This window comes from Ruegeria sp. CDSC002, from assembly GCF_059610905.1.
In genome coordinates this window covers 165,586-192,217 of record NZ_JBXWOM010000001.1, presented here as the reverse complement: position 1 = coordinate 192,217, position 26,632 = coordinate 165,586, and the positions used below count along the sequence as shown (strand labels likewise).

Annotated in this window: 31 protein-coding genes and 1 tRNA gene; 17 read left to right on the top strand and 15 right to left on the bottom strand. The window is 56.2% G+C overall.

What is annotated here, in order from left to right; genetic code table 11:
• Window positions 1-7 precede the first annotated feature (7 nt).
• From AC2FJE_RS01025 to AC2FJE_RS00980, 10 genes are all read right to left on the bottom strand, one after another.
• Window positions 8-247, bottom strand: coding sequence for a hypothetical protein (locus AC2FJE_RS01025; RefSeq protein WP_496760467.1), 240 nt, complete (start codon window positions 245-247; stop codon window positions 8-10).
• Window positions 234-644 carry a hypothetical protein gene (locus AC2FJE_RS01020; RefSeq protein WP_496760465.1) on the bottom strand — a complete coding sequence of 137 codons (411 nt, stop codon included), beginning with the start codon at window positions 642-644 and terminating at the stop codon, window positions 234-236. The genes AC2FJE_RS01025 and AC2FJE_RS01020 overlap by 14 nt, the downstream gene beginning before the upstream one ends.
• A complete protein-coding gene (locus AC2FJE_RS01015; RefSeq protein ID WP_496760463.1) occupies window positions 641-1,195 on the bottom strand; it encodes a hypothetical protein in 555 nt (184 codons plus the stop codon). Before AC2FJE_RS01015 ends, AC2FJE_RS01020 begins: the two co-directional genes overlap by 4 nt.
• A gap of 351 nt (window positions 1,196-1,546) precedes the next feature.
• Window positions 1,547-1,921, bottom strand: coding sequence for a hypothetical protein (locus tag AC2FJE_RS01010; RefSeq protein WP_496760461.1), 375 nt, complete (start codon window positions 1,919-1,921; stop codon window positions 1,547-1,549).
• Window positions 1,922-2,106: 185 nt separating this feature from the next.
• The gene (locus tag AC2FJE_RS01005; RefSeq protein ID WP_496760459.1) at window positions 2,107-2,577 is read right to left on the bottom strand and encodes a hypothetical protein; all 471 of its coding nucleotides are present in this window, start codon (window positions 2,575-2,577) and stop codon (window positions 2,107-2,109) included.
• A gap of 743 nt (window positions 2,578-3,320) precedes the next feature.
• Window positions 3,321-5,645, bottom strand: a complete 2,325-nt coding sequence (locus AC2FJE_RS01000) for a phage/plasmid primase, P4 family (RefSeq protein ID WP_496760457.1) — start codon at window positions 5,643-5,645, stop codon at window positions 3,321-3,323.
• Between the two features lie 124 nt (window positions 5,646-5,769).
• Window positions 5,770-7,098 (bottom strand): AAA family ATPase, encoded by a 1,329-nt coding sequence (locus tag AC2FJE_RS00995; RefSeq protein WP_496760455.1) that lies wholly within the window; start codon window positions 7,096-7,098, stop codon window positions 5,770-5,772.
• Complete coding sequence (locus AC2FJE_RS00990; protein WP_496760453.1) at window positions 7,095-7,298, bottom strand: helix-turn-helix transcriptional regulator; 204 nt, start codon at window positions 7,296-7,298, stop codon at window positions 7,095-7,097. The genes AC2FJE_RS00995 and AC2FJE_RS00990 overlap by 4 nt, the downstream gene beginning before the upstream one ends.
• Window positions 7,299-7,404: 106 nt before the next feature.
• Entirely contained in the window at window positions 7,405-8,556 is a 1,152-nt protein-coding gene (locus tag AC2FJE_RS00985; RefSeq protein WP_496760451.1) for a tyrosine-type recombinase/integrase, read from the bottom strand.
• Window positions 8,557-8,678: 122 nt separating this feature from the next.
• A tRNA-Ser gene (locus AC2FJE_RS00980) sits at window positions 8,679-8,768 on the bottom strand.
• Between the two features lie 123 nt (window positions 8,769-8,891).
• On the opposite strand from AC2FJE_RS00980, the gene AC2FJE_RS00975 reads away from it, so the two are divergent.
• The 10 genes from AC2FJE_RS00975 to AC2FJE_RS00930 all read left to right on the top strand — a co-directional run bounded on the left by AC2FJE_RS00975 (window position 8,892) and on the right by AC2FJE_RS00930 (window position 16,837).
• Window positions 8,892-9,734, top strand: coding sequence for a DUF2059 domain-containing protein (locus tag AC2FJE_RS00975; protein WP_282168326.1), 843 nt, complete (start codon window positions 8,892-8,894; stop codon window positions 9,732-9,734).
• Entirely contained in the window at window positions 9,734-10,534 is an 801-nt protein-coding gene (locus AC2FJE_RS00970; RefSeq protein ID WP_496754010.1) for a DUF2059 domain-containing protein, read from the top strand. Before AC2FJE_RS00975 ends, AC2FJE_RS00970 begins: the two co-directional genes overlap by 1 nt.
• A 208-nt stretch (window positions 10,535-10,742) precedes the next feature.
• Window positions 10,743-11,360 (top strand): 50S ribosomal protein L21, encoded by a 618-nt coding sequence (locus tag AC2FJE_RS00965; protein WP_058271645.1) that lies wholly within the window; start codon window positions 10,743-10,745, stop codon window positions 11,358-11,360.
• 11 nt (window positions 11,361-11,371) lie between these two features.
• Window positions 11,372-11,641 (top strand): 50S ribosomal protein L27, encoded by a 270-nt coding sequence (gene rpmA / locus AC2FJE_RS00960; protein WP_058271644.1) that lies wholly within the window; start codon window positions 11,372-11,374, stop codon window positions 11,639-11,641.
• An 84-nt stretch (window positions 11,642-11,725) separates the two neighbouring features.
• The gene (locus AC2FJE_RS00955; RefSeq protein WP_496754012.1) at window positions 11,726-12,226 is read left to right on the top strand and encodes a GNAT family N-acetyltransferase; all 501 of its coding nucleotides are present in this window, start codon (window positions 11,726-11,728) and stop codon (window positions 12,224-12,226) included.
• Window positions 12,223-12,831, top strand: coding sequence for a LysE family translocator (locus tag AC2FJE_RS00950; RefSeq protein WP_058271642.1), 609 nt, complete (start codon window positions 12,223-12,225; stop codon window positions 12,829-12,831). Before AC2FJE_RS00955 ends, AC2FJE_RS00950 begins: the two co-directional genes overlap by 4 nt.
• Complete coding sequence (locus AC2FJE_RS00945; RefSeq protein WP_058277925.1) at window positions 12,828-13,364, top strand: GNAT family N-acetyltransferase; 537 nt, start codon at window positions 12,828-12,830, stop codon at window positions 13,362-13,364. The genes AC2FJE_RS00950 and AC2FJE_RS00945 overlap by 4 nt, the downstream gene beginning before the upstream one ends.
• A 37-nt stretch (window positions 13,365-13,401) precedes the next feature.
• Window positions 13,402-14,436, top strand: coding sequence for a GTPase ObgE (gene obgE, locus AC2FJE_RS00940; RefSeq protein WP_108858609.1), 1,035 nt, complete (start codon window positions 13,402-13,404; stop codon window positions 14,434-14,436).
• Entirely contained in the window at window positions 14,424-15,530 is a 1,107-nt protein-coding gene (gene proB, locus AC2FJE_RS00935) for a glutamate 5-kinase (protein ID WP_496754014.1), read from the top strand. Before obgE ends, proB begins: the two co-directional genes overlap by 13 nt.
• 44 nt (window positions 15,531-15,574) lie before the next feature.
• The gene (locus tag AC2FJE_RS00930; protein WP_496760657.1) at window positions 15,575-16,837 is read left to right on the top strand and encodes a glutamate-5-semialdehyde dehydrogenase; all 1,263 of its coding nucleotides are present in this window, start codon (window positions 15,575-15,577) and stop codon (window positions 16,835-16,837) included.
• On the opposite strand, the gene AC2FJE_RS00925 is transcribed toward AC2FJE_RS00930, so the two are convergent.
• Window positions 16,834-17,430, bottom strand: coding sequence for a histidine phosphotransferase family protein (locus AC2FJE_RS00925; protein WP_496754016.1), 597 nt, complete (start codon window positions 17,428-17,430; stop codon window positions 16,834-16,836). The two genes, AC2FJE_RS00930 and AC2FJE_RS00925, sit on opposite strands and share 4 nt — an antisense overlap.
• Before the next feature lie 44 nt (window positions 17,431-17,474).
• Between AC2FJE_RS00925 and AC2FJE_RS00920 the strand changes: the two genes are divergently transcribed.
• The 5 genes from AC2FJE_RS00920 to tsf all read left to right on the top strand — a co-directional run bounded on the left by AC2FJE_RS00920 (window position 17,475) and on the right by tsf (window position 21,274).
• Entirely contained in the window at window positions 17,475-17,657 is a 183-nt protein-coding gene (locus AC2FJE_RS00920) for a DUF3553 domain-containing protein (protein ID WP_282118443.1), read from the top strand.
• Window positions 17,658-17,755: 98 nt separating this feature from the next.
• Window positions 17,756-18,511, top strand: a complete 756-nt coding sequence (gene olsB, locus AC2FJE_RS00915; RefSeq protein ID WP_496754018.1) for an L-ornithine N(alpha)-acyltransferase — start codon at window positions 17,756-17,758, stop codon at window positions 18,509-18,511.
• 4 nt (window positions 18,512-18,515) lie between these two features.
• Window positions 18,516-19,352, top strand: coding sequence for a lyso-ornithine lipid O-acyltransferase (olsA, locus tag AC2FJE_RS00910; RefSeq protein WP_496754020.1), 837 nt, complete (start codon window positions 18,516-18,518; stop codon window positions 19,350-19,352).
• 166 nt (window positions 19,353-19,518) lie between these two features.
• Window positions 19,519-20,322: a 30S ribosomal protein S2 gene (gene rpsB, locus AC2FJE_RS00905; RefSeq protein WP_058271914.1), complete on the top strand. Its 804-nt coding sequence runs from the start codon at window positions 19,519-19,521 to the stop codon at window positions 20,320-20,322.
• A gap of 76 nt (window positions 20,323-20,398) precedes the next feature.
• A complete protein-coding gene (gene tsf, locus AC2FJE_RS00900; RefSeq protein WP_108858613.1) occupies window positions 20,399-21,274 on the top strand; it encodes a translation elongation factor Ts in 876 nt (291 codons plus the stop codon).
• Window positions 21,275-21,646: 372 nt separating this feature from the next.
• On the opposite strand, the gene AC2FJE_RS00895 is transcribed toward tsf, so the two are convergent.
• The 3 genes from AC2FJE_RS00895 to AC2FJE_RS00885 all read right to left on the bottom strand — a co-directional run bounded on the left by AC2FJE_RS00895 (window position 21,647) and on the right by AC2FJE_RS00885 (window position 23,976).
• Window positions 21,647-22,402, bottom strand: a complete 756-nt coding sequence (locus AC2FJE_RS00895) for a helix-turn-helix transcriptional regulator (protein ID WP_058271634.1) — start codon at window positions 22,400-22,402, stop codon at window positions 21,647-21,649.
• Window positions 22,399-22,848 (bottom strand): type II 3-dehydroquinate dehydratase, encoded by a 450-nt coding sequence (gene aroQ / locus AC2FJE_RS00890; protein WP_496760448.1) that lies wholly within the window; start codon window positions 22,846-22,848, stop codon window positions 22,399-22,401. Before aroQ ends, AC2FJE_RS00895 begins: the two co-directional genes overlap by 4 nt.
• A 126-nt stretch (window positions 22,849-22,974) precedes the next feature.
• Window positions 22,975-23,976, bottom strand: a complete 1,002-nt coding sequence (locus AC2FJE_RS00885) for an NADPH:quinone oxidoreductase family protein (RefSeq protein WP_496754024.1) — start codon at window positions 23,974-23,976, stop codon at window positions 22,975-22,977.
• Window positions 23,977-24,110: 134 nt separating this feature from the next.
• Between AC2FJE_RS00885 and AC2FJE_RS00880 the strand changes: the two genes are divergently transcribed.
• Together AC2FJE_RS00880 and AC2FJE_RS00875 are read left to right on the top strand one after the other, a co-directional pair.
• Window positions 24,111-24,929, top strand: a complete 819-nt coding sequence (locus AC2FJE_RS00880; RefSeq protein WP_496754026.1) for an SDR family oxidoreductase — start codon at window positions 24,111-24,113, stop codon at window positions 24,927-24,929.
• A gap of 23 nt (window positions 24,930-24,952) precedes the next feature.
• Entirely contained in the window at window positions 24,953-25,978 is a 1,026-nt protein-coding gene (locus tag AC2FJE_RS00875) for a phosphotransferase family protein (protein WP_496754028.1), read from the top strand.
• Between the two features lie 8 nt (window positions 25,979-25,986).
• Here AC2FJE_RS00875 and AC2FJE_RS00870 read toward each other — a convergent pair whose 3' ends face one another.
• Window positions 25,987-26,595 carry a 2-hydroxychromene-2-carboxylate isomerase gene (locus tag AC2FJE_RS00870; RefSeq protein ID WP_282168315.1) on the bottom strand — a complete coding sequence of 203 codons (609 nt, stop codon included), beginning with the start codon at window positions 26,593-26,595 and terminating at the stop codon, window positions 25,987-25,989.
• Window positions 26,596-26,632: the final 37 nt, after the last annotated feature.

The following is a 26,632-nucleotide window of genomic DNA, read 5'->3' as shown; positions in this document are numbered from 1 at the left end:
CCGGCGTTCATAGGTCAATCCTTCCCAATTGTTTGCTGGCGGTTTTGACGAACAGATCGCGCCATGTCGGATGATCGCGGACAAAGTCCTTGCCGCGTTCGGTGTAAAATGCACGGACCTTGGTCTGCGCCAATTCCTTTGCGGTCTGGCTGTCATGTCCAGCCAGTTGGAACAGTGCCGCTTCTTTGACCAGCTTGGCGCGGATCGCATGCGGCATGTCGTGGATGATGCGTTTAGGCATTGCCATTGCGAGACTCCTTGTCGGCCAAGTGTTTGCGCATCATGTCGGCCAGTTGGGCGGCTGTTGGGCCATCGTCGTGGTCGTCATCGTCCAAGAACCCCGATACATCGGTGTCGATGGCCTCAACTGCTTTAGCAACCTCGACTTCCAGCGCCTTTTCCAGCGCGGCCACCCGTTCGACCAACGGGGTCAACACTTCCAGAAAATCATCAGCGTTCAGCGTCCGCTGATCGACCTGCCTCAAGATCGACTGAATCAACCCAACGCCTGCGGGGTTCACAGCTTCGTTGGTGGGGTCGAAGACCACGGCGTTGTTCTGTTGCGCGCCACGGGTATCCAACTGACCGTTGATCAACGGCCTGTTGTAAGGGTTGTCGTTGGTGTTGCGGTATGGGTTTGTCATCGCTGTTTCCTCGAAACACTTTTCCAAGCCATAAAGTCGCGGTGCTTGGCGCGGACGACCGGGTTGGATTTGTTGAAACCGTGCTTTGCCAAAGCGGCCAGATAGTCCGCCATCGCGTCGGTCACCCGCAGATCGTCTTCGGCCTCATCCAGCCGGGTCTGCGCTTTCTCGCTGCTGGTCTGTGCCGCTCTTGCCGCCATCATCACGCGATCCGCAGCGGCATCCAGTTGTGCATCGGTGGCACCGTAACGGACCATGCGTGACGCAAGCGCAATGACACCGCTTTGGTTTCCGGTTGGTACTGATCTGGTTCGCAGGATATGGGATGCACGCTCATATCGTGCGGCGACGGACTCCGTATCCGCGATGGCATCCTTGGCGCGGTGCTGATCGTGTGTGAACTTGGCTGTGGTGGTTATCCGCTTTTCGCGCGCACCTTGGATGCCGTCCTGTTCGGCGCGGGATGCAGAGTCGAGTTGTTGGCGGATATGGCCGACAGATTTGACCAGCTTGCGGGCTGCGGTTGGTGCGGTGCGAACGGTCACGGTCATCTGTCGGTCCTGCGGTTAGGTTGCCGACAGCATGGACCCCACATATGGTGTCTGTCTAGATTTTGAGTCGTACATAAACGAAATTAAATCAATATGTTAGACTATAGGATTAAAGCTATACCTTAACAGGTATGGTTTCCAGGTAGATCACATCTTGGTTTGCCGGGTCCAGCGATTCCAACGCTTCAGAGCGGCCAGACAGTCGGTATCACCGCAGTAATAATTGCCCCGACCGAAATGATTTTAGAGCTAATTCCCGATTTTTTGACGGCTTCATCGTGGTTTTCTTCTACAATTTCAGTGGGTTGCGGTTCAGGATGTCTCACGTCACGTGACACATCCACAGGTAGATCACGCCACGCTGGTTTTGGTCCAGCGGTTCCATCTGCGAACGTCGATCAGGCACCGCTCCGAACAGCACGTTTCGCCCCGGTAATTCCATCGCTGGTCTTGCTTGAGAAAGCATCCACATCCGGCACACAACTTGCCAGCACGTTGTGTGATCACTTCACGTTCGCGGATCGGCATGACCTTGCCGGTTGCCGTGTAGCTGACACCGCGATTGTCCTGCTGGATTTCTTTCAGGCTGGCATTGCACCGGGCCGCATCGGCCATCATCAGTTCAAGCGGGGACATGGGCCAGCACAATCGTAATTGGTTGGGTATACCCACGTCGATGGCAGGTCTGGCATCTCGCCAAGGCGTAATCGACATCAAACGGTTCATTCATTGGGCCGGTGTATGTGACCAGTAATCTTAGGTGAGTTTCGCCGCAGGTTTCGCACCGGTTGTCCAGTGCGTGACTTAGTTCCGCTTTTGCCCGTCTGAATGCGTTGTATGTCATTCCCGCTGGTGCTGGGTTCATGGCTGGCGATCCCTCTTGCGTGCTTTGGTGGCCTCCGTCGCGCCATTTACATCAGCCGTCTGCGATCCAGCGGATCGTCGGTGTTGGTGGCCAGATCGCGGGCCGCTTCACGTTCCTGTTGGGCGCGGTTGGAACGGCTGGCGCGGTCACCACGGCTGGCACTGGTCAGACCAAGGCGGCGGGCGATGGAATTGATCGATCCGTTCACCGTGGACAGGGCGCGACCGGCTGGATTTTCGATAGGTGTGCGACCGGATTTTCCACCCATGAGAATGAACCCCTGATCGTCCAACAAATTCTGCAAATCCACGGCGATGGCTTGCAGACGGGACATGCGGGCCAGTTCGATCAGGTCGCTGTCGGGCCAATCGTCGTGCGCACGGTAATCCTGATTTTTGACGAATATGGCCCAACTGTCCTCAGCGCATTCCCCCGCTTCGGTCGGCCAATCGTGTACGGCGTTGGCGTTCTCAACTGCTTTGCGTTTCTGGTAGTCGCTGGCGGTGCTGTCGGACATGCGGTGTGATCCTGCGTCGGCGGGTGCGAGTCATCGCATTATAGCAAAGGTTCCCGTCACTGGAAGGTTTGATTTTGTCTAATATCCTCCGAACGGAAGATTCTAGACACTTTGGGTGTGAAAGTGCGGAATATCCTCCAATCGGAAGAAACTCCGCAAAATCCAGCGTAAATGGCACGTAATTGGATAGCTGTTGGTCACCGAATTTCGGTGACCAAAAAGGAAAAATTTTCACTTTTCCACCAACCTCATTTTTGCAGGGCCGTAGCGAAGAAAGCTCCCCGGCGCGGTGCTGGACCCCGTTCGCACGATCCAAACCCCCGGCCCCACCGTTTGACGATCACGGTGGCTGGTGGTCAGTGCGTCACGCGGTCGGAAATATTTTCCGACCATTCAGCGAAATTCGCTGATTGATCCACGAATTTCGTGGAACACATCACATATATCGTCACGCCTATAGGCAATCACGCAACGCATCGTGTCGCTGGTTGGTGGTCTGGTCGTTGGTTGCTTGGTCTGCTCTGTCCGCATCCTATAGCCACGGGACTACAGGTATTGGCTACGCTCATTTTTTATATTATTGCCCCTATATTCCCCTGAATAAAGAATAGTGACGCAAGTGATGAATAAAAGGGGGGTACTATACGCGTAAGGAAAATTGACAATTAACAACGTGTGATGTGTTCACCACGTACATACGAACGCACGTGGTGATTCCCATATAAAAGGAATGAGCGGCGAATTTACGATACTTTAGTCACTGATTTCCATCTCAAGCCAGCGAAACCACGTGATGTGCCGCTTTGACGGTTCGTTAACTGTACTTTGAGCGGTTTGTTGTTCAGTGTTTGCGAGAAACCCTTCTTTGTCCAAAGACCAGCGTCGTAGTTATCGGCCCACGGTTGGAAGAATGTGAACAACGTGTCGGTTGACAGAAAGTCGTTGGCGTCACCGGTTACGTCACAATGCGTCTCAATGAACTTGCCAACCGGGTCCATACGCACTTCACTTTCACCCATAAGTTTTACGTTATATGCAGATTGTGTGAACTTTTGGGCTGCGCGTAGACGTTGCCAGCCTTCCACAGCCCAACGCAGGATCACGTCACGTTCGGCCAGTAGCTTGTCCAGCAGTCCGTGATCTTCGCGCCCATAGAACGAATTGGGACACATGATGTAGACGAAGCGGCTGGCCAGTACTCCGTCACCGTCTCGGAACATCGGTATTGAGTTTGACAACAGCATCAAGCGCACCGTTGTCCGACCAGACCACCCAGTTCGACCTTTGCGTTCCACATCAATGTCATCTTCGCCGGTGATGGTCAGGATCATTTCCGTAATCGCGGCAAAGTCTGAATCCTTCGACAGTCGAACGTCAGGCACCACCATCAGGGATTTATCAATCGCGCCTTCCATAACGAAACGGCCACCCAACTGGTTCGACCGGATCGAATAGACCAACCCGCCAAGCATCGATTTGAACAGGCGCATCATGGTCCCTTTACCGCACCGGCGCTGACCGATGATGTTGAAACACTTCTGCATGTAGGTGGCACCGGACAGGACATATCCGAAGCCTTCCTGCATGACCGCGATCTGATCGTCCCAGACCAGCATGTCGCGCAAAAACCCTTCATAGGCCGATCCGTCCAGTACCGCATCGGGGTTCCACGGTGCGTCAATCCAAGTGGTATTAAAGAAATCCGGGGTGTGTCCGACCAACTTGCCGGTGTCCAGATCAAGGATGCCGTTGTGTACCCCCTGCCACGTACCGGGACGGGCTGTTGGCCATCCGGTTTCCTTGCGATCCGGGTACCGCGTCACGGCCTTGAACGCGGTCATGTGGTTGGCCAGAAACATCCGGGTCGCGGATACTTTCTTTGGCTCATATATAGTCGCACCGTCTTGCTTCTTTTCCTTGAGGTAGCAGACGACCTTGCCGAAAAAGTGAACCATCATGTCGGTGATCCACGCGTCCGATACGGGCGACCAGTGTGTCACCATCCAGCGGTACGTCTGATCGCGCCACGTGCGCAACGTGGGCATTCCCTCATAGGTGAAATACGCTGTCACGAACATCCTGATGTTCGTCTCGAAATCCCCCGGATCGATGGCGTGACGTTCTTCGATGGGCAGTGCCACCAGTTCATTGAACCATTCGTCAATATCGCGCGGATCGGCCACCACGGGTTCCACATGCACTTCGGGCATCCGCACCGGCCCCAAAGCGGCCACGTGTGCCGCCTCATCAATACCGCCCATCGACCAGAACCGTTTCAACGCCCGCACGCCACGTCTGCGCTTGGCTTCCTTCAAAACGTGGTCCCGTGGTGCATTGGACAGATGCATCACCACCGTGACGTATTCGTGGCTGGTAAATCCGTAACTGCGCAAGTACCTGGAAACCAACCCCAACGCCTTTGAACGGTCATCCTGCGGTTCTGTCATGGCCTCAGCAAATGTCGGGTTCTTGGCCTTCAGGTCTTCCACGCGGGCGATCAACAACGGATCAAGCGGCACTTCAACAAACTCGGCATCGTTCGCTTCGATCACTTCCCGTGCCGGTCGATCCAGTTCGGCAATGATGGTCGGGTCCAGCGGTGCGGGCGGGCTGGCGTCGATAACATCGTATCCTTCACCGAACGCGATAAAGCCACCATCACCACGGGTGTCCAGACCAGTGACCACGCCCTGTCGGCTGCGTAACCTCACATTGGGTGGCAACATGTAAATCCGATGGACGCCCCCGCTGATCGTCCTGTGTGTCCGCGTGCCGCCATTCAGACCACGTGCGGCCAACCATTCGCCCGCCTGACTGCCGGGTTTGTACCCGTCATCGTCTATCACGTAGATACCGTTACCGGTGGCAACACCATATCCATTGGCGCCATCCCACGGCATCAGATCAATGGCCGCGCGATCCGTACTGGCCGCGTTGACCCAATCTTTGATCAACGGCACCTTGTCCCACTTCTGACCGTTCCACGTGATGTTGCACGGGAACACGGGCAGACCTGTCGCAATGGCCTCATCTTTCCAGTTACGGTTTGGGGTGTTATTATTGGTCATATGCACTGACACTTTCATTGGCCCGGTCTGCACATGCGCGTGCAACCGGGTCTTTTCTTTTCAGGATGGACCGACCGGACTGTCAGTACGCAGCGGCCAAGCTGCCCCGGTCGGGTCTTGTGGCTTAACGGGCGAAGGACAAAAACATCTTCGCCCGAGTTGCAGCCGTGTAGAGCCACGACAATGCTTGTTCCTGCGGGGTCTGGATATAGAATGGCGATCCGTTTTCGGGTGCCTCACACGCCAGTTTCTTGGCCATCGCCAACAGGCTGGTCGACTCGTCCACAACGTAGACTTCCCGCCATTCCCCGCCCTGTGCGCTGTGAGCCGTTATGCAGAAGGCACTGCAAAGCGGCACGACCGGTGGGCCATCCACACGTACAAACGCTTCCGGCGGTGGTGATGCCACAGGCGCATGAGGTTTGGCGTAACGCAGTGACCACAGCACCGGATCGTCCACGCCTTCAATCTTGATTGTCCAATCGGGCAGGACTTCTTCTACCACGACGGGCTGGTTGTTGAAGATGCCAAGGTTCGGGATGTTATCCACGCAGATCAGCGGTTCCCCCGGTACCGGGTTTGTCGGCGGTAATCCCATCGCTGTACGCGCGGAAACATTGAAATTCGATACGGTGGCATTCCGCCAGCCAATTGCAATCGCCCGACCTTCCATGATGCGGGTGTGGATGTTCTCAGGCATTCCGATGAAAGGCAGGCTGGGCTGCACGTCGTACAGGTCCACAGCGGCCCGTATCCGGCGCATAACGTCCAGCAACGGCCCGTCCTGTCGGTAGTTCTTCGTCAACATCTTCGTCGGTTCAATGTCCACCCAGAACGGCTTCGCCTTCACCGGACCCAATTGGTAGGGGTCCAGATAAAATTCGATCTGACCGGGGTTTGCCAGTTTGACCAGTTTGCGAACTTGGAAGTCACCAATCATTGACGCTTCGTCCACGAACACCTTGTGAGTCATGCCCGCAATATCCAGCCACACACCGAACATAAACCCGACGATGTTTCCTTGTGTGTCGCGTTGCTGGCGCGGGTAATAGCTATACAGGCGATCTTTGATCGTGTTCGGGTTACCACCCTTGTTGTAATAAGGGTCGCGTTGCTGGCGCCTGTCGATTGCACGGCGAATGCTACCAGCGGGATCGCGTTCATCGTATTCGTCCGACTTTAGTTCGATCCATTCGATCAACTTCGAATGATAGGTTCCGATGCGATCCGCGCCACCCGGTATCCGGTCGCGCAGCACATTGGCCGCACGGTGGGTCGGCGTCACAATCAGAGCATCGGACCAACCGTCGAAGTTGTTCTTCAATTCGTGCGTCTTGCCGGTTCCGGCTTCACCCATCACCGTCGTAACGAAATTTTGATCCAGAAATTCCTGCCGCTCTTTCGAGTACGCGACCCTTGCCTCTGGCACCATCAGGTTGGGGTAGTGGATCACGCCGCATCACCCAGATTGGCTGACGGCAGAGCGTCTTTGGCGGCGTACAATTCATCCCAATCCCATCCTCGGGTGTTCTTTAGGATGATCTTTGGTTGCGGGATCACACCGGCTTTAATTGCACGATAGAATGCGGTCGGGCCGATGCCGAAAAACTGCTGCGCTTCCTTAGCGCGGGCAAGTCCTTGCTTGCGTTCCATAACTGGTTCCTTCTGGTAACTTCTGACCATATTGGAACCACATTGAACGCACCATAGCAACGCTAGGAATTGTTATATAACAATAGGTTAGGGTATAGTTTTAAAGCTATATGACGTTTAACTTAGATGTCAGATACTTGGTCCAATCGCACATCATCGGCACGCGCTGTTGCAGGTAATCCCCGCGACGGTAGGCACGTTCAACGTCCGTGCCGATCTGGTGCGCCAATTGATCTTCGATGGCCCGGTGCGGGTATCCTGATTCGTGCGCCCAATCGCTAAAACTGCTGCGAATACCGTGCGGGGTATAGGCACTCATACCGGCCCGACGCAGGGCCGCTGCCATCGTTGCATCGCTCATGGGCCGGTTGCTCTGTCCCGGCACCACAAGGCTGGTTCCAGACCATCGGGGCAGATCGTCCAACACTTGCCTCAACAGTGGCACCACGGGCGTCCTGTGCGGGCGTCGGGCCTTCATTCGAGACGCAGGTATCGTCACCACATCACCATCGACGTCACCCCACTCAAGCCGCCTGACCTCGCCGGATCGCAGGGCGGTCAGGAAGACCAGCACCAGACCCATAGCACCGGCGCCGGTGTCCCGCTTGTGCCACACGGTCGCAAAGGCGTCGGGCAGGTCGGCAACAGGTATAGCCGGGTGATGCCGTACTGTGCGGGCCTGTCGGCCCAACACCAGTTCGAGATTGTCCCGCAGTGCAGCCGGGTTGGGACCATCGCGTTCGCCAAGAGCAATACTGGCCGACAGTATCCGTTCGATCCGTTGGCGCACACGGCTGGCTGTCTCAGGCTTGCTTTGCCAGATCGGTGCGAGACAGGCCACCACATCCGCTGTGCGTATCGCGGCAACGGGCATGTCCATCAAAGACCCTGCATAGGTGTGCAGGGTGCTTGGCCATTGTCGGGCGTGTTTCGTGTTTGACCACTCAGCGCTGCGCAGCGTCAGGTATCGGTCCATTGCGGCTGCAAAGGTTGGGCTGGTGGTTGGGTTGGTTGCAACTTGCAATAAACCCCCGTCACGCACCGCAGCGGCCTTGGCACGGGCGTCGGCCAGACCAACGGCAGGGTATCCACCCAGACCCCGTTCGCGCCTCTTTCCGTCCACCGTGTGACGCAAAACCCACTTGCGCGACCCCGAGTCGGATACGACCAGCCACAGACCACCACCGTCGCTGTGCTTGCCCGGTTTGGCGTGTTGAACCTGTCGTGCGGTTAGTTTGTGTAATGCTGTTTGGCGCATGGTCCACCCGTAGTCCACCTGAACGTCTGGGTTACACTGGTATCTGTTGGGTAGCTATGTTGTCAAAGCACCATAAAAATAAGGCACTTGCGGCACCCGTGGTCACGTATGGGTGCGGTATGTGGCGGAGAGACAGGGATTCGAACCCTGGGTGGGCTTGCACCCACAACGGTTTTCGAGACCGCCCCGTTCGACCACTCCGGCACCTCTCCGCGGGGGTCTGTGAGGGGGGGATTTAGTGAGGAACGCGCGGGGGTGCAAGCAGAAAATTCCTGAAAATGACAAAGGCGGGATTTTCCGTTGCCTGACGCGGTATTTCCCCTAGGCTCATAGGTATGACATATCCTTTACGCCAAACTATCCTGCCGCTATTCGCCGCCGTTCTGTTCGTGATTTCCGGGTCGCAGCAAGCATTTGCTGCCGGACGGGATCGGATCGAAGCCTTTTTGACAACAACCGGGTTCGACGTTGCACTTGAAAGCATCGCTCTGGCCTCGGCCTCAGCCCCGCAAATGTTGGGGATCGATCCTGATGGGTTTGGGTCCGACTGGACACGCCTGACCGAAGAAGTCTTTGATACCAAGGAAATGCGCGAAACAGCCGTGTCTATTCTGGAACAGACGCTGAGCGATGAGGCGCTGACCCATGCGGTCGAGTTTTATGCATCCGATCTTGGGCAACGGCTGGTCGAGTCCGAGAATGCATCGCACATGGTTGAAGATGACGATGCCAAGCAACTTGAAGGGCAGAAAATCGTCTCGGACCTGATCAAGGGTGGATCGAAACGGGTCGAAAATCTGAAACGCATGAACAATGCAATTGATTCCAGCGGGACGGCATTGCGTGCGCTGCAGGAAATTCAGGTGCGCTTTTTGCTCGCTGCCAGCGCCTCGGGGGTGATCGACTTGCAACTGGGCGCGGATGAGCTGCGTCAGATGATGAAGCGCAATGAGACCGGCATGCGTCAGGCTTTGCAGCTGTCCGCACTTGCCGGGGCAGCCTATACCTATCAGGACTTCTCGGATTCTGAGGTCGTCGCCTATGCTGAGGCTTTGGAGCAGCCTTTGATGCAAGAAGTCTATGAGCTGCTGAATGCCATTCAATACGAAATCATGGCCATGAAGTTTGAAGATCTGGCCGCGCGGATGGCGGAACTACATCCAGCCCAGGATATCTGATGCGCCTGATCGCTGCTTGTTTCGCCGTGTTTCTGTCAGCCATGCCACTGGCAGCGTCCGAGCGGGTTGAACGCCTCATGCTGGCACTTCAATTGGAGCAGGTCGTCGATATCCTGCGCGACGAAGGTTTGGCACAGGCGAAAGACCTGAACGACACATTTCTGGGTGGTGACGGCGGGCCGTTTTTTGATGATCAGGTGGACGAAATTTATGATCCACAGTGGATGCAGGAACAGATTTCTGGGACCTTCGAGACCAGCCTGACAGCCAGCCAGGTGGATCGCGCCATCCTGTTCTTTGAAAGTGATGTCGGGCAAACCGTTATCACTCTGGAAAACTCGGCCAGAAGGGCCTTCGCGGATGAAACCATCAAGGACATGGCACGCGAAAACTATCTGAACGGGGCAGGCGGCACCCAGCTTTACCGGCTGGTCGGCGAGTATATCGAAGTCAACGACCTTATCGAAAAGAACGTACAAAGCTCGCTTAGTTCGGATTATAACTTTTTTCGCGGCCTCAGCGCGGATGCCGGAACCAGCTCGGAAGATATTCTGGCGCAGCTTTTGTCGGACAAGGACAGGCTTACCGAGGAAAACCGCATCTGGTTGTATTCCTTCCTTCTGGTGGCCTATCAACCGCTCGATGAGGCTCAGATGCGGGAGAACATTGCTTTTTCCCGAACTGAGACCGGGCGCGCCGTTAACGAGGCCTTTTTCGATGGTTTCGATAAGATGTATGACCAGATCTATTTTCAACTGGGGCAGGCGGTCTCACGGGCGCTTGGCGCATCGGATCTTTGATCCTGTATTTGATGTTGACTTTGCCGATCAATCTATGGATAAGCGCGCATCCCGGCCGGTTTTCCGCGCCGGGTGTCGTTATTATTGACCCTAGGACCTTGTCCCACGGGTCGTCACACAGCCCGAAAAGGGCGCGCTGTTCGAGGTGGCGAAAGCCAAAAACGCCCGGTCGGGGACCATAGAACGCGATTGGACAAAGGAAAGACGCATGTTTGCGGTCCTCAAGACTGGCGGCAAGCAGTACAAAGTTCAAGCGGGCGATATCCTCCGCGTTGAAAAATTGGCTGCCGACGCAGGTGAAACAGTTCAATTCAACGATGTTCTGATGCTGGGCGGCGACGCTCCGGTTGTCGGTGCACCGTTCGTCGCAGGCGCAGGCGTTCAGGCCGAAGTGATCGAACAGATCAAAGGTGACAAGGTCATCAACTTCGTAAAACGCCGTCGTAAGCACAGCTCGAAGCGTACCGTTGGCCACCGTCAGAAGCTGACTCTGGTCAAGATCACCGACATTTTGGCGTCAGGCGCCGACAAGTCGGGCATCAAAGCTGCAACCGGTTCGGCGCCGGCTGGCGAAGCTGCCCCCGTGGCAAAAAAGCCTGCCAAGAAAGCTGAAGCCAAAGCAAAGGCACCTGCCGCAGCTGCTGCCGCTGACGATCTGACCCAGTTGACTGGTGTCGGCCCCGCCGCTGCCAAGAAGCTGGCCGAAGCCGGTATCGAGAGCTTTGCCGCTCTGGCCGCCTTGTCGGACGATCAGATTGCTGCTATCGAAACGGTCAAAGTGAAACCCGAATGGGTTGAGCAGGCCAAAGATCTGGCTAAAGGCTAAGGAGAGACAGAATGGCACACAAAAAAGCTGGCGGTTCCTCCCGTAACGGTCGCGACTCAGCTGGTCGCCGCCTTGGCGTGAAACTGTATGGTGGCCAGGCCGCCATTTCAGGCAACATCATCGTGCGTCAGCGCGGCACCAAGTTCTGGCCGGGCGAAGGCGTAGGCATGGGCAAAGATCACACCATCTTTGCAACCGTGGATGGCGCCGTGAAGTTCCACAAGGGACTGAAAAACCGCACCTTTATTTCGGTCCTGCCAGTGGCGGAGGCCGCAGAGTAAGCCGAAACCCAGAAGGTTTAAGAAAATTTCATGGGGGACCGGCAGAAAGTGCCGGTCCCCTTTCTCGTTTTCAGGAGCGGTCCCATGACCGAAGTGATAAAAACAGAGCGTCTTGTCTTGCGTCGGTTTCGGCGTGAGGACTCGTCGCGTCTTGTCACTCTTCTGAACGATCTGGACGTGGTGCGCTGGTTGACGGTTGTACCGCACCCCTATGAGAACGCGCATTCGACCGAATTTGTTGACGAAATGGCTTCCGAGCATGATGCCTTTGCCATTACTCGGGAAGGGAACCTTATCGGCTGTATCTCGACCGGATCCCAGCTGGGGTATTGGGTTGCCAAAGCGTCCTGGGGGCAAGGTTATGTGACCGAAGCTTCCCGCGCGATGATTTCGAGGTTCTTTGCGGCTGATCAGCAGAAACTGACCTCGGGTTATCATGTCGGCAACGAACGGTCCAAGGCGGTCTTGTCAAAACTTGGGTTCAAACCAAATGGCCAGCATCGTGCGACGGCGCGGTCGACCAACGAAGATGTGATAATTCAGGACGTTTTGCTGCGTCGTGTGGACTGGGAGGCGTTGCAATGACCGTTGCAACAACTAGTTTCCTGATCTTCGCAGCCTCTCAGGTCGGAACGCCCGGACCCGCCAATATGGTTCTGCTGGGCACAGGTGCACGCTATGGGTTTCGGGCGGCTCTGCCGTTTGTGGCCGGAGTGATCCTGGGCAAACAGCTGATCATCTGGCCCGTTGGTTTTGGTCTGCTGCAGCTCGCGGATCAGGCACCGATTGTCTTTTCGGTCCTGAAATACGCCTCGGCGGCGTATATCTGCTGGCTGGCCTGGAAGATCGCGAACCTGCGTCTTTCGCGCAGTGAAACCACTGGAGACGTGCCCGGTTTTTGGGCGGGGCTGATCGTTCATCCCCTTAACCCAAAGGCATGGGCCATGATCATAGCCGGTTTTACCGGGTTCGTTGCGGTTGGCACGCCCAGCTTTAACGCGACGTTCACGATCGCTCTCTGTTTATTGCTTTGCCAGGCGGTTTTACACCCGATCTGGACATTTGCCGGAGATAGAATTGCCCACGTGGTTGAAGGTCGGCCCGTGGAAAAATATCTGATGTGGACGTTAGCGAGTCTCACTGTTGCGTCCGTATTTTTTGTGTTGTTCGGAGGAGGAACGCACTCATGAAACTTGAGACAATAATAAACCAGCCGGTCCTCGAAACCGAGCGGTTCGATCTGCGCCCATTGCGCCGGTCGGATATGGGTCTCATCGAGCATTATGCAGGCGATGAGCGCGTGGCACGTATGACCACGTCGATCCCGCATCCGCTGCCACCGGGGTCGGTCGAGGCGTTTGTGACGCGTTCAATGGCTGAAGACCGGGATGAGGACGTCTGGGCGATGGACGCCACCAAAGATGGTGGGCCGGAACTGATTGGTCTGATTTCGCTTACACGGCTGGATCGCAATCAGTCCGAAGTTGGCTATTGGGTGGCGCCTGTTTACTGGAATACAGGCGTAGCCTCATTGGCCGTCGAGATGTTGGTGAAAGCTAACCCGCTTGAAAACTCGAATTTGTTTGCCAGCGTGTTTCAGGACAATCCTGCCTCGGCCCGGGTTCTGACCCATTGTGGGTTCCAGTATCTGGGTGATGCCGAAAGTTACTCGGTGGCGCGCGATGCGAATGTGCCCACCTGGACATATAGTAAAAAACTCTGACTTGTGGCCGATGGGGCCCTTGCAGTAGGGGACAGTTATGAAATTTCTCGATCTTGCAAAGGTCTACATCCGGTCCGGGGCCGGCGGTGGCGGGTGCGTCAGCTTTCGGCGTGAAAAATACATTGAATACGGCGGTCCCGATGGCGGGGACGGCGGTAAGGGCGGGTCTGTTTGGGCCGAGGTTGTGGACGGGCTGAACACCCTGATCGACTTCCGCTATCAGCAGCATTTCTTTGCCAAGAACGGTCAACCCGGTCGTGGACAGCAGCGCACGGGCAAGGATGGTGACGAAATCATCCTGCGCGTGCCTGTCGGAACTGAGATTCTGGACGAGGACGAAGAGACCGTCATCTGCGACCTGACAGAGGTTGGGCAGCGTGTTCTGCTGGCCAAGGGCGGCAATGGTGGCTTTGGCAACCTGCACTTCAAATCGGCAACCAATCAGGCTCCGCGCCGGGCTAACCCCGGTCAGGCAGGGATCGACCGCACGATCTGGCTGCGGCTGAAGCTGATTGCGGATGTGGGTCTGCTTGGCATGCCTAATGCTGGTAAGTCGACTTTTCTGGCGGCCACATCGAACGCGCGACCCAAGATTGCTGACTATCCGTTCACGACCCTGCATCCTAATCTTGGTGTTGTCGGTGTCGACAATGTGGAATTTGTCGTCGCGGATATTCCCGGCCTGATCGAAGGCGCCCATGAGGGGCGCGGGATTGGAGATCGGTTCCTTGGTCACGTGGAACGTTGTGCCGTTCTGCTGCATCTGGTCGATGGCACCTCGGAAACCGTCGCCGAGGATTACCGCACCATCATTCATGAGCTTGAAGCTTACGGCGGTGAACTGGCTGAAAAGCCCAGGATCACAGTTCTGAACAAGGTCGATGCGCTGGACGAAGAGGAGCAGGCGCTGCAACGGGCCGAGCTGGAAGAGGCTGTTGGTGGCCCTGTGATGACCATGTCTGGCGTCGCGCATCTGGGCGTGACCGAAGTGTTGCGCGCCTTGCGTGCCCAGATCGACGAAAACCGCCTGCGACAAAAACCCGTTGAGGAGACCAAGTCTTGGCAACCCTGACCGCAGCACGCCGATTGGTAGTCAAAATCGGCTCTGCCTTGCTGGTGGACCGTGATACCGGGTTGCTGAGGTCGGATTGGTTGCACTCGCTGGCCCAAGACGTGGCCTGGCTCAAAAGGCAGGGAACTGACGTCATTTTGGTCTCATCCGGCTCGATTGCGTTGGGGCGCGGTGTTTTGGGCCTGCCCATGGCGGATTTGCCGTTGGAACAATCTCAGGCCGCCGCTGCTGTTGGCCAAATTCGCCTGGCGCGGGCCTATGAAGAGGCTTTGACGCCGCACAGAATCACAACTGCGCAGGTTTTGGTGACGCTGGAAGACAGCGAAGACCGGCGGCGGTATCTGAATTCGCGCGCGACGCTGGAAACTTTGCTGAGTTTGGGCGTGGTTCCGATCGTCAACGAAAACGATACGGTGGCTACAGATGAGATCCGCTACGGCGACAATGACCGGTTGGCGGCACAGATCGCGGTGACGGTTGGGGCCGATCAATTGATCCTGTTATCGGATGTCGACGGTTTCTACACCGGGAACCCGAGTAAAGACGGAAACGCCAAGCGTTTCGATGTTGTTGAGACCATCACGCCCGAGATCGAGGAAATGGCAGGCGATGCCGGTTCCGGCCTGTCCAAAGGCGGAATGAAGACCAAGCTGCTGGCCGCCAAGATGGCAACTGCTGCCGGTTGTGATATGGCGATCACCGAAGGTTCGACTTTGAACCCACTGAAATCGCTTGAAGATGGCGCGAATTGCACTTGGTTCACTGCGACGCTGGACCCACATGCCGCGCGCAAGCGCTGGATTTCGGCCATGAAACCGCGGGGTGAAATCATAGTGGACGCAGGCGCGGCCAAAGCGTTGGGTAATGGCAAAAGCCTGCTGCCTGCTGGTATCGTTGAAGTAACCGGCGATTTCGGACGCGGTGATCCGGTTGCGATCATGGACCACCAATCGAGGCGTTTGGCGCAGGGCCTCAGCCGGTATACCGCGCAAGAGGCGGATGCGATCAAGGGTCGGAAGTCCTCAGAGATCGAAGCCACACTGGGCTATCCAGGCCGGGCCGTCCTGATCCATCGAGATGATTTGGCGCTGTAATGGCGCGATGATAGAACCAAATGACCGACCGAAAGGCACCTGAGATGAAGGATTTCGACAACATTCCCGCCCTTATGGCCGATCTTGGTAAACGCGCTAAAGCAGCCTCGGCCGATCTGGCCTATGCAAGCGCCGAGCGGAAACATGCCGCCCTGATTGCCGCGGCTGACGCTGTTTGGGCCAACCGCGCGGATATCATTGAGGCCAACAAGAAAGACCTAGAGTTTGGGCGTGAAAAGGGCCTGAGCCCGGCGTTGATGGACCGGCTGATGCTGGACGAAGCGCGGATTCAGGGCATGGTCGACGGGCTGTGCACGGTCGCGGATCAGGCAGACCCCGTGGGCGAGGTTCTGACCGAATGGGACATGGCCTCGGGCCTGAACATCCAGCGTGTTCGCACGCCTCTGGGCGTTATCGGAGTGATTTACGAAAGCCGTCCGAATGTGACGGCGGATGCAGGCGCATTGTGCCTGAAGTCGGGCAATGCAGTGATCCTGCGCGGTGGCTCTGAAAGTTTCCATTCCTCAACCGCCATTCACGCCTGTCTGGTCCAAGGGCTAAAGGCTGCAAACCTGCCAGAAGACGCCATTCAACTTGTGCCCACGCGAGACCGCGCCGCTGTGCAAGAGCTGCTGACCATGACCGATTGTGTGGACGTCATCGTTCCGCGCGGGGGAAAAGGTCTGGTTGGGTTGGTTCAGAGCGAGGCACGCGTGCCGGTCTTTGCGCACTTAGAAGGTATCGTGCACATCTATATCGACAAGGCTGCAGACCCCCAGAAAACGCTGGACGTCGTGCTGAACGCCAAAACCCGGCGTACCGGAATCTGTGGTGCGGCCGAATGTCTGCTGATCCATCAGGATGTGGCTGAAACACTCGGCCGGGATATCATATCCGCCTTGCTTGCGGCGGGCGTCGAAATCCATGCCGAAGGCGCGTTAGCCATGGACGGCACCATTGCGGCCACGGGCGACGACTGGGGCAAGGAATTCCTCGACAGCATCATCGCAGCCAAGCCGGTGGCTGATATTGATCAGGCAATCGCGCATATCCGCCAGTTCGGTTCGAACCACACCGATTGCATCATGACCGAGGATGCCGATGTCGCCGCCCGGTTCTTTGAGCGGCTCGACAGTGCGATTCTGATGCACAATGCCTCAACCCAGTTTGCCGATGGTGGCGAGTTCGGAATGGGGGCCGAGATCGGTATTGCAACTGGCAAAATGCATGCGCGCGGCCCAGTCGGGGCCGCTCAGCTGACGAGCTTCAAATACCTTGTCCGCGGCAACGGAACCGTACGGTCCTAAAACCGGATAGCGACGCGGGTTGAGGTGGTTTCCGCCACAACCCGCCGACCCATCGAGGCAGCGGTCTGGGGCAGCAGTGCAAACTGCACCTGTGCTGGCGTCACCTTGTTCGCAAATTGGCCTTTGGGTAGGTTCTTCCAAAGATCAGCCTCTATATTCAGCTTGTCCGCCACACCGGTCACCGTCCAACTGCCACCGTTATTTGCCACGGTGACGTCGCCCCCCATCGGCATGGCGCTTTCGCAACACATAAGGGCCAGAAAGGCGAGCTTGACCTGATTGCGGGGCATGGCATCGGTCACGTGCCAGTTGACACGCACGCGACCAACGCTTTCGACGTCTTTCAACAACTCAGTGACCTCGGCCCGGCCCAACGGTTGATCGCTGGCCGACCCAAAAGCGACGCGAAAGAACCTGATCTTTGCTCCGGCACTTCCGACGCTGCCCGAGATCAGCTCCATCTCGGGGCCCTGCATGGTTCCGACCATCTCAAGCAGTTCCAGCCCGTTGTTTATTGCGCCAATGGGGCTGATCAGATCGTGACAAATTCGAGACCCGATCAGTTCGGCCAGATTGACGTTGGTGTCGCCCATGCGTACCTCTCCTGTTGTATCTGCCGCCGGACCGGAGCCCGATCATGACAGACCTCAATGCCATACTTGCACCGGGCATGTATGTCCGCCACCCCGATTTCCCCGATTGGGGCGTCGGACAAGTTCAGTCCAACATCGGCGGCAAAGTCACCGTGAATTTCCGCGATCAGGGAAAAGTGGTGATTGACGGAACCCGCATCGCCCTGACGCCCGTCTTTGATCCGTGAAACTGGTTTAAGAATGGTTAACGATGGGCCGCCGCCGCGCCGGTTGCCATTTGACCGAAAACTGCGGTATCAGCGCGCAAACAAAAGCGGAATAACTGATGCCGGATGCAGGCCCTTCTTTCACCGTAAAACTCGCCGAATCCGAGGCCGAACTGCGCGCAGCCCAAAGGCTACGATATGACGTATTCGTCCGCGAATTGGGCGGCGGCGGCAAGATGGTGGACCACGAGGCAGGGTTAGAGCAGGATCAGTTCGATCCTTATTTTGATCACATGCTGGCCTATGATGACGCCACTGGCGAGGTTGTGGGCGTTTACAGGCTGTTACCGGGTGAACGAGCCATCGAATTGGGGCAGTTCTATTCCGAGGATGAATACGACCTGACTGTTTTGAAACAGAGCGGCCGCAAATTGTTGGAGCTTGGACGTTCCTGCCTTCACCCGGACTATCGGGGCGGAACGGCGATGTACCATCTTTGGAATGGTCTAGCGGGATATGTGGCTGAGCGCGAGATTGAGGTGCTGTTCGGGGTCGCCAGCTTCCACGGCATCAATGTACAGGAATTGGCCCAGCCTTTGTCGATGTTGCACCACAATCATCTGGCCCCGCCGGACCTGCGGGTCAGGGCGCAACCCGATGTGTTTCAAAGCATGGACCTTGTCGCGCCGGATGCGCTGGATCGCCGTGGGGCGATGGTACAGGTTCCCGCGCTGATCAAGGCGTACCTGCGGTTGGGTGGCTTTGTGGGCGAGGGGGCGTTTATCGACCACGCGTTCAACACAACAGATGTTTGCCTGATCCTCGACACGGCGCGCATGAACGAGCGTCAGCGGCGTATTTACAGCGGAGCCTAATCCAGTGAACGATCCGCTTTGGGACAGTGACGACGCGCCAGACCCGATTGAATTGGGCGTATTTGGCTGGGCATTGGTAATCTTGCGCGGCCTTCCCTTGGCATTGCTGGTTTTTGGCGGGCTGCTCGTTTTGTTGACCGTTCGCCTGTTCGAGCGCCCGCTGTTCGGTTTACGGCGTCCGATCACACCGTTCATTGCGCAGTTTGTCTGCCGCAATGCGCTCCGGCTTCTTGGCATCGGCTTTCGCAGTTCCGGTGAATTGATGCGCGAACGCGGCGCTGTGGTCGCGAACCACACTTCTTGGCTCGACATCTTTGCGCTGAACGCCCGTAAGCGGGTGTACTTCGTGTCCAAGGCCGAGGTGGCCAAATGGCCGGGTATCGGCTGGCTAGCCCGCGCCACGGGCACGGTGTTTATCGAACGAGATCGCAAGAAAGCCCGCGAACAGACCCTGATCTTTGAAGAGCGCTTGAAAGTCGGGCATAAGTTGTTGTTTTTTCCCGAGGGCACCTCGACCGACGGCCTTCGTGTTTTGCCCTTTAAAACAACGCTTTTCGCCGCGTTCTTCTCGGATGAATTGCGGGACTTTATGTATGTTCAGCCTGTTTCCGTAGTCTTTCACGCGCCAAAAGGGCAGCCTGGCAGGTTCTATGGCTGGTGGGGCGATATGGATTTTGCCCCGCATCTTCTCAAGACCTTGGGCGCGCGTCGGCAGGGGACGGTGGAATTGATTTACCACGTTCCAGCCAAAGTCAGCGATTTTGCCGACCGCAAGGCGTTGGCGGCACATTGCGAAGAGGCAGTGCGTCACGCGCATGCAATTGCGCGGCTTGAAAAATAAGGCCATTTGGCACTTGCACAGGACGAAATCCTACCGTATACGCGCGCCATTAAAACCCGCAGGCGGGGTTTGGGCTATTTGAGGGAGACATCCTTATCTGGCCCGCCGGTTGGAGCATCCGCTTCTTTCACCCCCGCCCAGGCGTAAACCGGAAAAGGAAAATAGCATGGCTCTTCCCGAGTTCACCATGCGTCAGCTGCTGGAAGCTGGCGTTCACTTTGGTCACCAGACACAGCGTTGGAATCCCCGCATGGGCCCGTTCATCTACGGCTCGCGCAATGGCATCCACATCATGGACCTGACCCAGACTGTTCCAATGCTGGACCAGGCTTTGCAGGCTGTTCGTGACACCGTCGCAAAAGGTGGCCGCGTTCTGTTCGTCGGTACCAAGCGTCAGGCAGCTCAGCCGATCGCAGAAGCCGCTGAAAAGTCGGCTCAGTACTACATGAACCACCGCTGGCTGGGCGGCACGCTGACCAACTGGAAAACCGTTTCCCAGTCGATCAACCGTCTGAACCAGATTGACGAAGCCATGGAATCAGGCGCCGAAGGCCTGACCAAGAAAGAGCGTCTGGGCATGGAACGTGACCAGGGCAAACTGCAGGCATCGCTGGGCGGTATCCGCGAAATGGGCGGCGTTCCTGATCTGCTGTTCGTCATCGACGTCAAAAAAGAAGCACTGGCCATCGCCGAAGCCAACAAGCTGGGTATCCCGGTTGTGGCAATTGTCGACACCAACTGCTCGCCCGATGGTGTTGATTACATCATCCCCGGCAACGACGACGCAGCGCGCGCGATCTCTCTGTATTGCGATCTGGTTGCTCGTGCCGCTCTGGACGGTATGACCGCTCAGATGGGTGCTGCAGGCGTTGACCTGGGCGCATTCGAAGAAGCACCGGTTGAAGAAGTCGTTGCGGAAGAAGCACCCGTTGCAGAAGAAGCCACGCCGGAAGCCAAAGCCGAAGCGTAAGCTGCCCGTCACGTAAATGACATATGGGGCAGGGTAGACCTGCCCCAATTCCGTTTGAATTGAGGAGAGCCAAAAGATGGCAATCACAGCAGCAATGGTTAAAGAACTGCGCGACTCGACCGGCGCAGGCATGATGGACGCAAAAAAAGCGCTGACCGAAACCGGTGGAAACATGGACGAAGCCGTTGATTGGCTGCGCACCAAAGGTCTGGCCAAAGCGGCCAAGAAATCCGGCCGTACTGCAGCAGAAGGTCTGGTTGCAGTTCACGTCAACGGTGGCAACGGTGTTGCTGTCGAAGTGAATTCGGAAACCGACTTCGTCGCAAAGAACGCCGAATTCCAGGAAATGGTTGGCAAGATCGCTTACGCGGCAGAAGGCGTCGACAATGTCGAAGCTCTGTTGGCCGCTGATCTGGGCGGCAAGAACGTTGCTGACACCCTGACCGACAAGATCGCCACCATTGGTGAGAACATGTCGGTTCGCCGCATGGCGAAACTGTCAGGCGACACTGTTGTGTCCTACGTTCACAACGCAGCCACCAACGGCATGGGCAAAATCGGTGTACTGGTTGCTCTGTCCGGTGGTGACGAAGTGATCGGCAAGCAGATTGCGATGCACATTGCAGCTGTGAACCCGGCGGCCCTGTCCGAAGCGGACATGGACCCGGCTGTTGTCGAAAAAGAAAAGCAGGTTCAGATGGACATCGCCCGCGAATCCGGCAAGCCGGAGCAAGTGATCGAAAAAATGATCGTTGGCCGTATGAAGAAATTCGTAGCGGAATCAACTTTGCTGAACCAGTCGTTCGTTGTGAACCCTGACCTGACCGTCGAAGCCGCTGCCAAAGAAGCAGGCGCAACCATCACTGGTTTCGTCCGTCTGGAAGTTGGCGAAGGCATCGTGGTCGAAAAAGAAGACTTCGCAGCTGAAGTTGCCAAAGCCGTACAGGGCTAATTCTGGAAGAGGCCCTGAAAGGGGCCTCAAACTGAACAGAATAAAACCGGCTACTTTCCTGTAGTCGGTTTTTTTGCGCCTTCCGGCGTTAGGAACAACAGATCATACACTACTATCGGAAGGATTGAGGGGCCCCGCAGATGGGGATGGTCGAGGCCCCCCAAAATTCCGACTAAGAGACGCGGACAAATAGACGCCTTTATGTCAGAGCGACCGGAGAGCTTTGGTATTGCAAAGATCCGATCAAAACGTTCCCAGGCTAAAGCCACCACTCACGGAACAATATCACTTTGCAACTGGGGCTCAGATTCGGGAAGTCATGATTTCCTTACCCTACGTAAATTGACGCAATTTAGCGTCAAAAAAAACACATCATGCTTCCATGATGAACATCTGATTTTGCAGGGATGCTTTGAGCACGGCTTGCGCAGTTGTTTCCACTGAAAGGGACTCCCGGGCCAGCCTCAAATGCTTTTCAACGGTCGCCGATGTCAGGCCCATCAAAAGCGCTATGTCTTGCGTCGTCTTCCCATCTCCAACCCATTCCAGCGCCTCGCGCTGCCGCTTCGTCAGAGCGCGATTGGGGGTGTTGTAGGGCAGGGTAAGTATCTTCAGATGCGCGACATTGTTCATCAACAAGATGTCATCGCCATGTTCAGCCCAGATTGCGTCAACCTCATCCTGGCTAGTGGCACCACCAGCCGAAAGAGAGATCGCCCCCTTGGACCGCATCGAAACCGAGGTGAAACTGATAGTGTATCCCGCCACAACGCCTTTTGACCGGTTGAACTCGTATACCTGGCGTTCCTGGGCGGTCATCGTGCCGTCGGAATTCATATCCTGAATCATTCTCCAACTGGCCGCGCCTTCATTGTGCAGCGCCCATTTCAGCATGGGTGCATGAAAGTACAGCCCATCGCGCACGAAACCATCGATGTACTCTTTGCCGTGGTTTGTAAGGATGGTGAAGTCTTCGGGGTCTCCCAAAGACGTTTCGGTCCTGTAGCGCGTATAGCCGTATAGCAGACGGTCGAAACCGAAAATTGCCATCTGGCGGCAATGAGCGTCCCAAAGCTCTTCCAGAGTTTTGACGTAGCTGAGGAAATTCAGATACTCACCCAGCTTCATACGGGCCCCTCATTTTGCAAATGCGCCGACAGCGCATCCAACGCCATCACATAGCTCTGAAGCCCAAAGCCGCAGATCTGTCCCAGCGCAACCGGCGCCACATAGGATTTGTGCCTGAAGGGTTCGCGGGCGTGTATGTTCGAAAGGTGAACCTCAACAACTGGCAGCTCTACAGAAGCGATCGCATCCATCAAAGCGACCGAGGTGTGGGTATACGCCCCGGCGTTCAGAATGATCCCATCCTGATTGCCCTTGGCCGCGTGGATCGCGTCGATCAGCACACCTTCGTGATTGGATTGCAGGTGTGATACGTCCAACCCGATCGACGCGCCGTGACTTACACAGGTTTCTTCGACCATTTTCAGCGTTGTACGGCCATAAACCTCGGGTTGTCGTGTGCCCAGCAAGTTCAGGTTCGGACCGTTCAAAATCAGAACTTTATGCATTCATTCTCCGTCCCTTTACTGGTTGATAAACGTGATTAGGCATGGATGTCCACCAACCTGCGCACTCATCAGGCGAGTGTCGCGCATCTAACACCATCTGATCTTGAACCAAGTGTCGAAAACCAGTCAGGATTCTGGCATCGTTACCACAACTTTTCCAAGAACGGTGCGGTCGTTCAATAATGTCAGTGCCTCGCTTGCATCCGCTAAAGGAAACCGCCGACTGATTTGCGGCTTTATCTGTGAATTGGTGTATAAGTCGAACAACTCGCTGACATTTTCGGCATGGCCTTTGGGATCACGATAGACCGAAGCCCCCCAGAACACGCCAACGATCTGGCAGCCCTTCAACAATGGTAGATTGAGTGGGACTTTGGGAATACCGGCCGGAAACCCGACAACAAGGAACCGGCCATTCCACGCCATGCTGCGCAGCGCTGGTTCGGCATAATCCCCACCAACGGCATCATAGACGACATCCACGCCATTTGCGCCCGCTATGGCCTTGATTTCACCAGAGAATGCCTTTTGGGCATCACGATCCATCTGGCGGGAATATACTATTGTGTCGTCCGCGCCGATTTGACGGCAAAAATCCGCCTTTTCCTGAGAAGATACGGCCGCTATGACACGTGCGCCCATCGCCTTGCCCAGCTCAATGGCCGCGCTACCGACACCACCTGCGGCACCCAGCACCAAAAGCGTTTCACCAGGCTGCAATGCGGCACGGTCTTTCAGCGCGTGATAGGACGTGCCGTAGGTGAAAATGAAACATGCAGCGTCATCAAATGACATCGATGTGGGGAATTTCACGGCTACGGCCGCCTTGACCGTCAATTGCGTAGCAAAACCGCCATATCCGGTCAGCGCCAGAACCCTGTCCCCAACCTCGAATCCGGTCACGCCTTCGCCAACGCCCAATACCTCACCCGCAATTTCCCCACCCGGGGCAAATGGTCTGGGTGGTTTAATCTGATACAGGTCTTGGATCATCAACGTATCGGGGAAATTGACGCCAGCAGCCTTAACCCCGACCAGCAACTCTCCCTTTCCTGGCACCGGGTCGGGCTGGGTCGTAAGTTCCAAAGTATCCGGTCCGCCCGGCGCGACGCTGAGTAACGCTTGCATAATGACTGTCTTGTCCTTGTTATTCGGTTGAGAGGACCTTTGGCGCAGCGGTGAATGTTGTCAAGAATTCCGCAGGGTGCAAATCTCGCCGAAAATCGCCACCTGTGCCACAATTCAAAACCGAGGAGCAGACCATGACCCCTGAAACCCTATTTTCGCTGCAGGGAAAAACCGCACTGGTGACAGGTGGTGCCACCGGCATTGGCCGGATGGCTGCGGAATCGCTTGTAAGGGCAGGGGCACGCGTGCTGATCGCGTCGCGCAAGGGGGAAGCCTGTGAAACCGTCGCGGCCGAGCTGAATGCTCTCAACGCGCCCGGAAGCGCCGAAGGTTTCAGCGGAGATGTCGGAACGGAAGAAGGCGTTCTGGCCATGGTCGATGAGGTCAAGAATCGCACGGATACCCTTGATATCCTGATGAATAATGCGGGCATCTCTTGGGGTTCACCGCTGGGACAGTTTCCCCATCACGCGTGGGAAAAGGTCAATTCCGTCAACGTCGCTGGTCTGTTCGAACTGACGCAGCGCCTGTTGCCGATGCTGATGAAGTCCGGAACACCTGATGATCCGGCGCGCGTCGTCAACGTTGGATCAGTAATGGGTGAGGTACCGATGGGCGACGGTGCTTACAGCTATTCTGCATCCAAAGCTGCGGTGCTGCACCTGACCAAGATTCTGGCCAAGGAATTGTCGCCCTATCACGTCACTGTAAACGCGCTTGCCCCGGGACCATTTGTGTCACGGATGACCGCCTTTGCGACGGCAGACGAGGGGACGCGCGAAAAGGTTGGCAAGACAGTTCCGTTGGGCCGTGTAGGTCGCGACGAAGATATCGCCGGGTGTATGTTGTTCCTGTGCGGGCGTGGCGGAAGCTATGTGACCGGAGCCGTCATCCCGGTTTCTGGGGGCCTAAACGTGGTGACCGCCGGTAATCTCTTCGCCGAAGCACTATAGGGCCGGGGGAATAGTTATTGGAAATGCGTGATAAATCACAACTCGACCTGACGGCGCTAGACACCTATCTCAGCGCAAATTTGGACGGTTACATGGGGCCGCTGGAAGCGACGAAGTTCGCCATTGGACAATCCAACCCGACTTTCGAACTGCGCACACCGTCCAAGACTTACGTGCTGCGCCGTAAGCCGCCAGGCGTTTTGCTGAAATCAGCCCATGCTGTGGAACGCGAGTTTCGCGTTCAAAGCGCACTGGCCGATAGCGCGGTTCCGGTCCCTCGGATGATGCTGCTTTGCGAGGATGACGACATCATCGGTTCGGCGTTTTATGTCATGGAACGGTTGCAGGGGCGTGTATTCCTTGAACCTACGACGGATGAGGCCGACAACCCAACTCGCAGTGGTATATTCGACGAAATGAACCGCGTGCTGGCCGATTTGCATGACGTCGATGTGGACGCGGTAGGCCTGTCCGATTATGGCCCGCCGGGCAACTACTTTGAGCGCCAAATTGCCCGTTGGACCAAGCAGTATCGCGCATCCGAGACAACGACCATCCCCGAAATGGACGCGCTTATTTCCGCGCTTGAGGGGGCCATTCCAAACGATGACGGTCAGCGAACTTTGGTGCATGGTGACTACCGCATTGATAATCTGATGTTCGAGCAAAACGGTTCGCGCTGCATTGGCGTTCTGGATTGGGAGCTGTCGACGATTGGGCACCCATACGCAGATCTGGCGGCAGTCATCATGCAGTGGCAATTACCCCCCGGAAACGAGGGGCGCGGGTTGGCAGGCATCGACCGTCAAGCCCGGGGAATACCGTCAGATCAAGAGTTTATCGGGCGATATTGCCAGCGTCGCGGCTTACCCGGAATCAAAAATTTCGGGTTCTATCTGGCGTTCAATTTCTTCCGAATGGCCGGAATTCTACAGGGTGTGTACAAGCGCGCATTGGATGGCAACGCGTCTGATCCCAAACGCGCGCAGGTATTTGGGGCTTATGTTCCGGTGTTTGCAAAACACGGGCTGGAAGCACTGAAATCGTAGATCTTCCGTCAGGCTGATGGCCGGGAAAGCTCCAACTCAATATTGCCAAGGCTGTTTTTGCCAAAGAACATCTCGGTGCCCACAAACATTGTGGGCACACCGAATACACCTTGCTTTACGGCGGCTTTGGATTGCTCTTTGAGCCGCTGCTTTATTTCGGCACCCGTCATAGCCTCGCGGATCTTGCGCGCAGGAAGTTTGTTTTCCTGCAAGATATCCATCAGCACTCCCAGTTCATCAACTTTCTGGCCATGCACCCAAATCGCATCAAATATTGCGTTTATGTATTTGGGTTCCCATGATTTTCCCGAGGCGAATACAGCGCCGCGCGTGGCAAATTTTGTGTTCACCGGGAAATGCGGACTCATATGAAAGCTCAATCCGCGTCTGCGAGCAAAGCGATGAAGATCATGAGTCAAATAGGCCGTTTTCTGGCGATTTTCCGAAAATGCCTCGAACGGGTTCTGATTATGCGTCGCCTTGAATATTGTGGGCAGTAACACGGGCACATAGCTTACCTGCATGCCATTTCGTTTCGCCAGTTCGGGCAAAACCTTATGGGCCAGAAATGCGTTTGGGCTGCAAAAATCGAAAATGAAATCTATGGTCTGCGTCATTGTCTAAACTCCGATACGACGATCTGTGAAATGAACT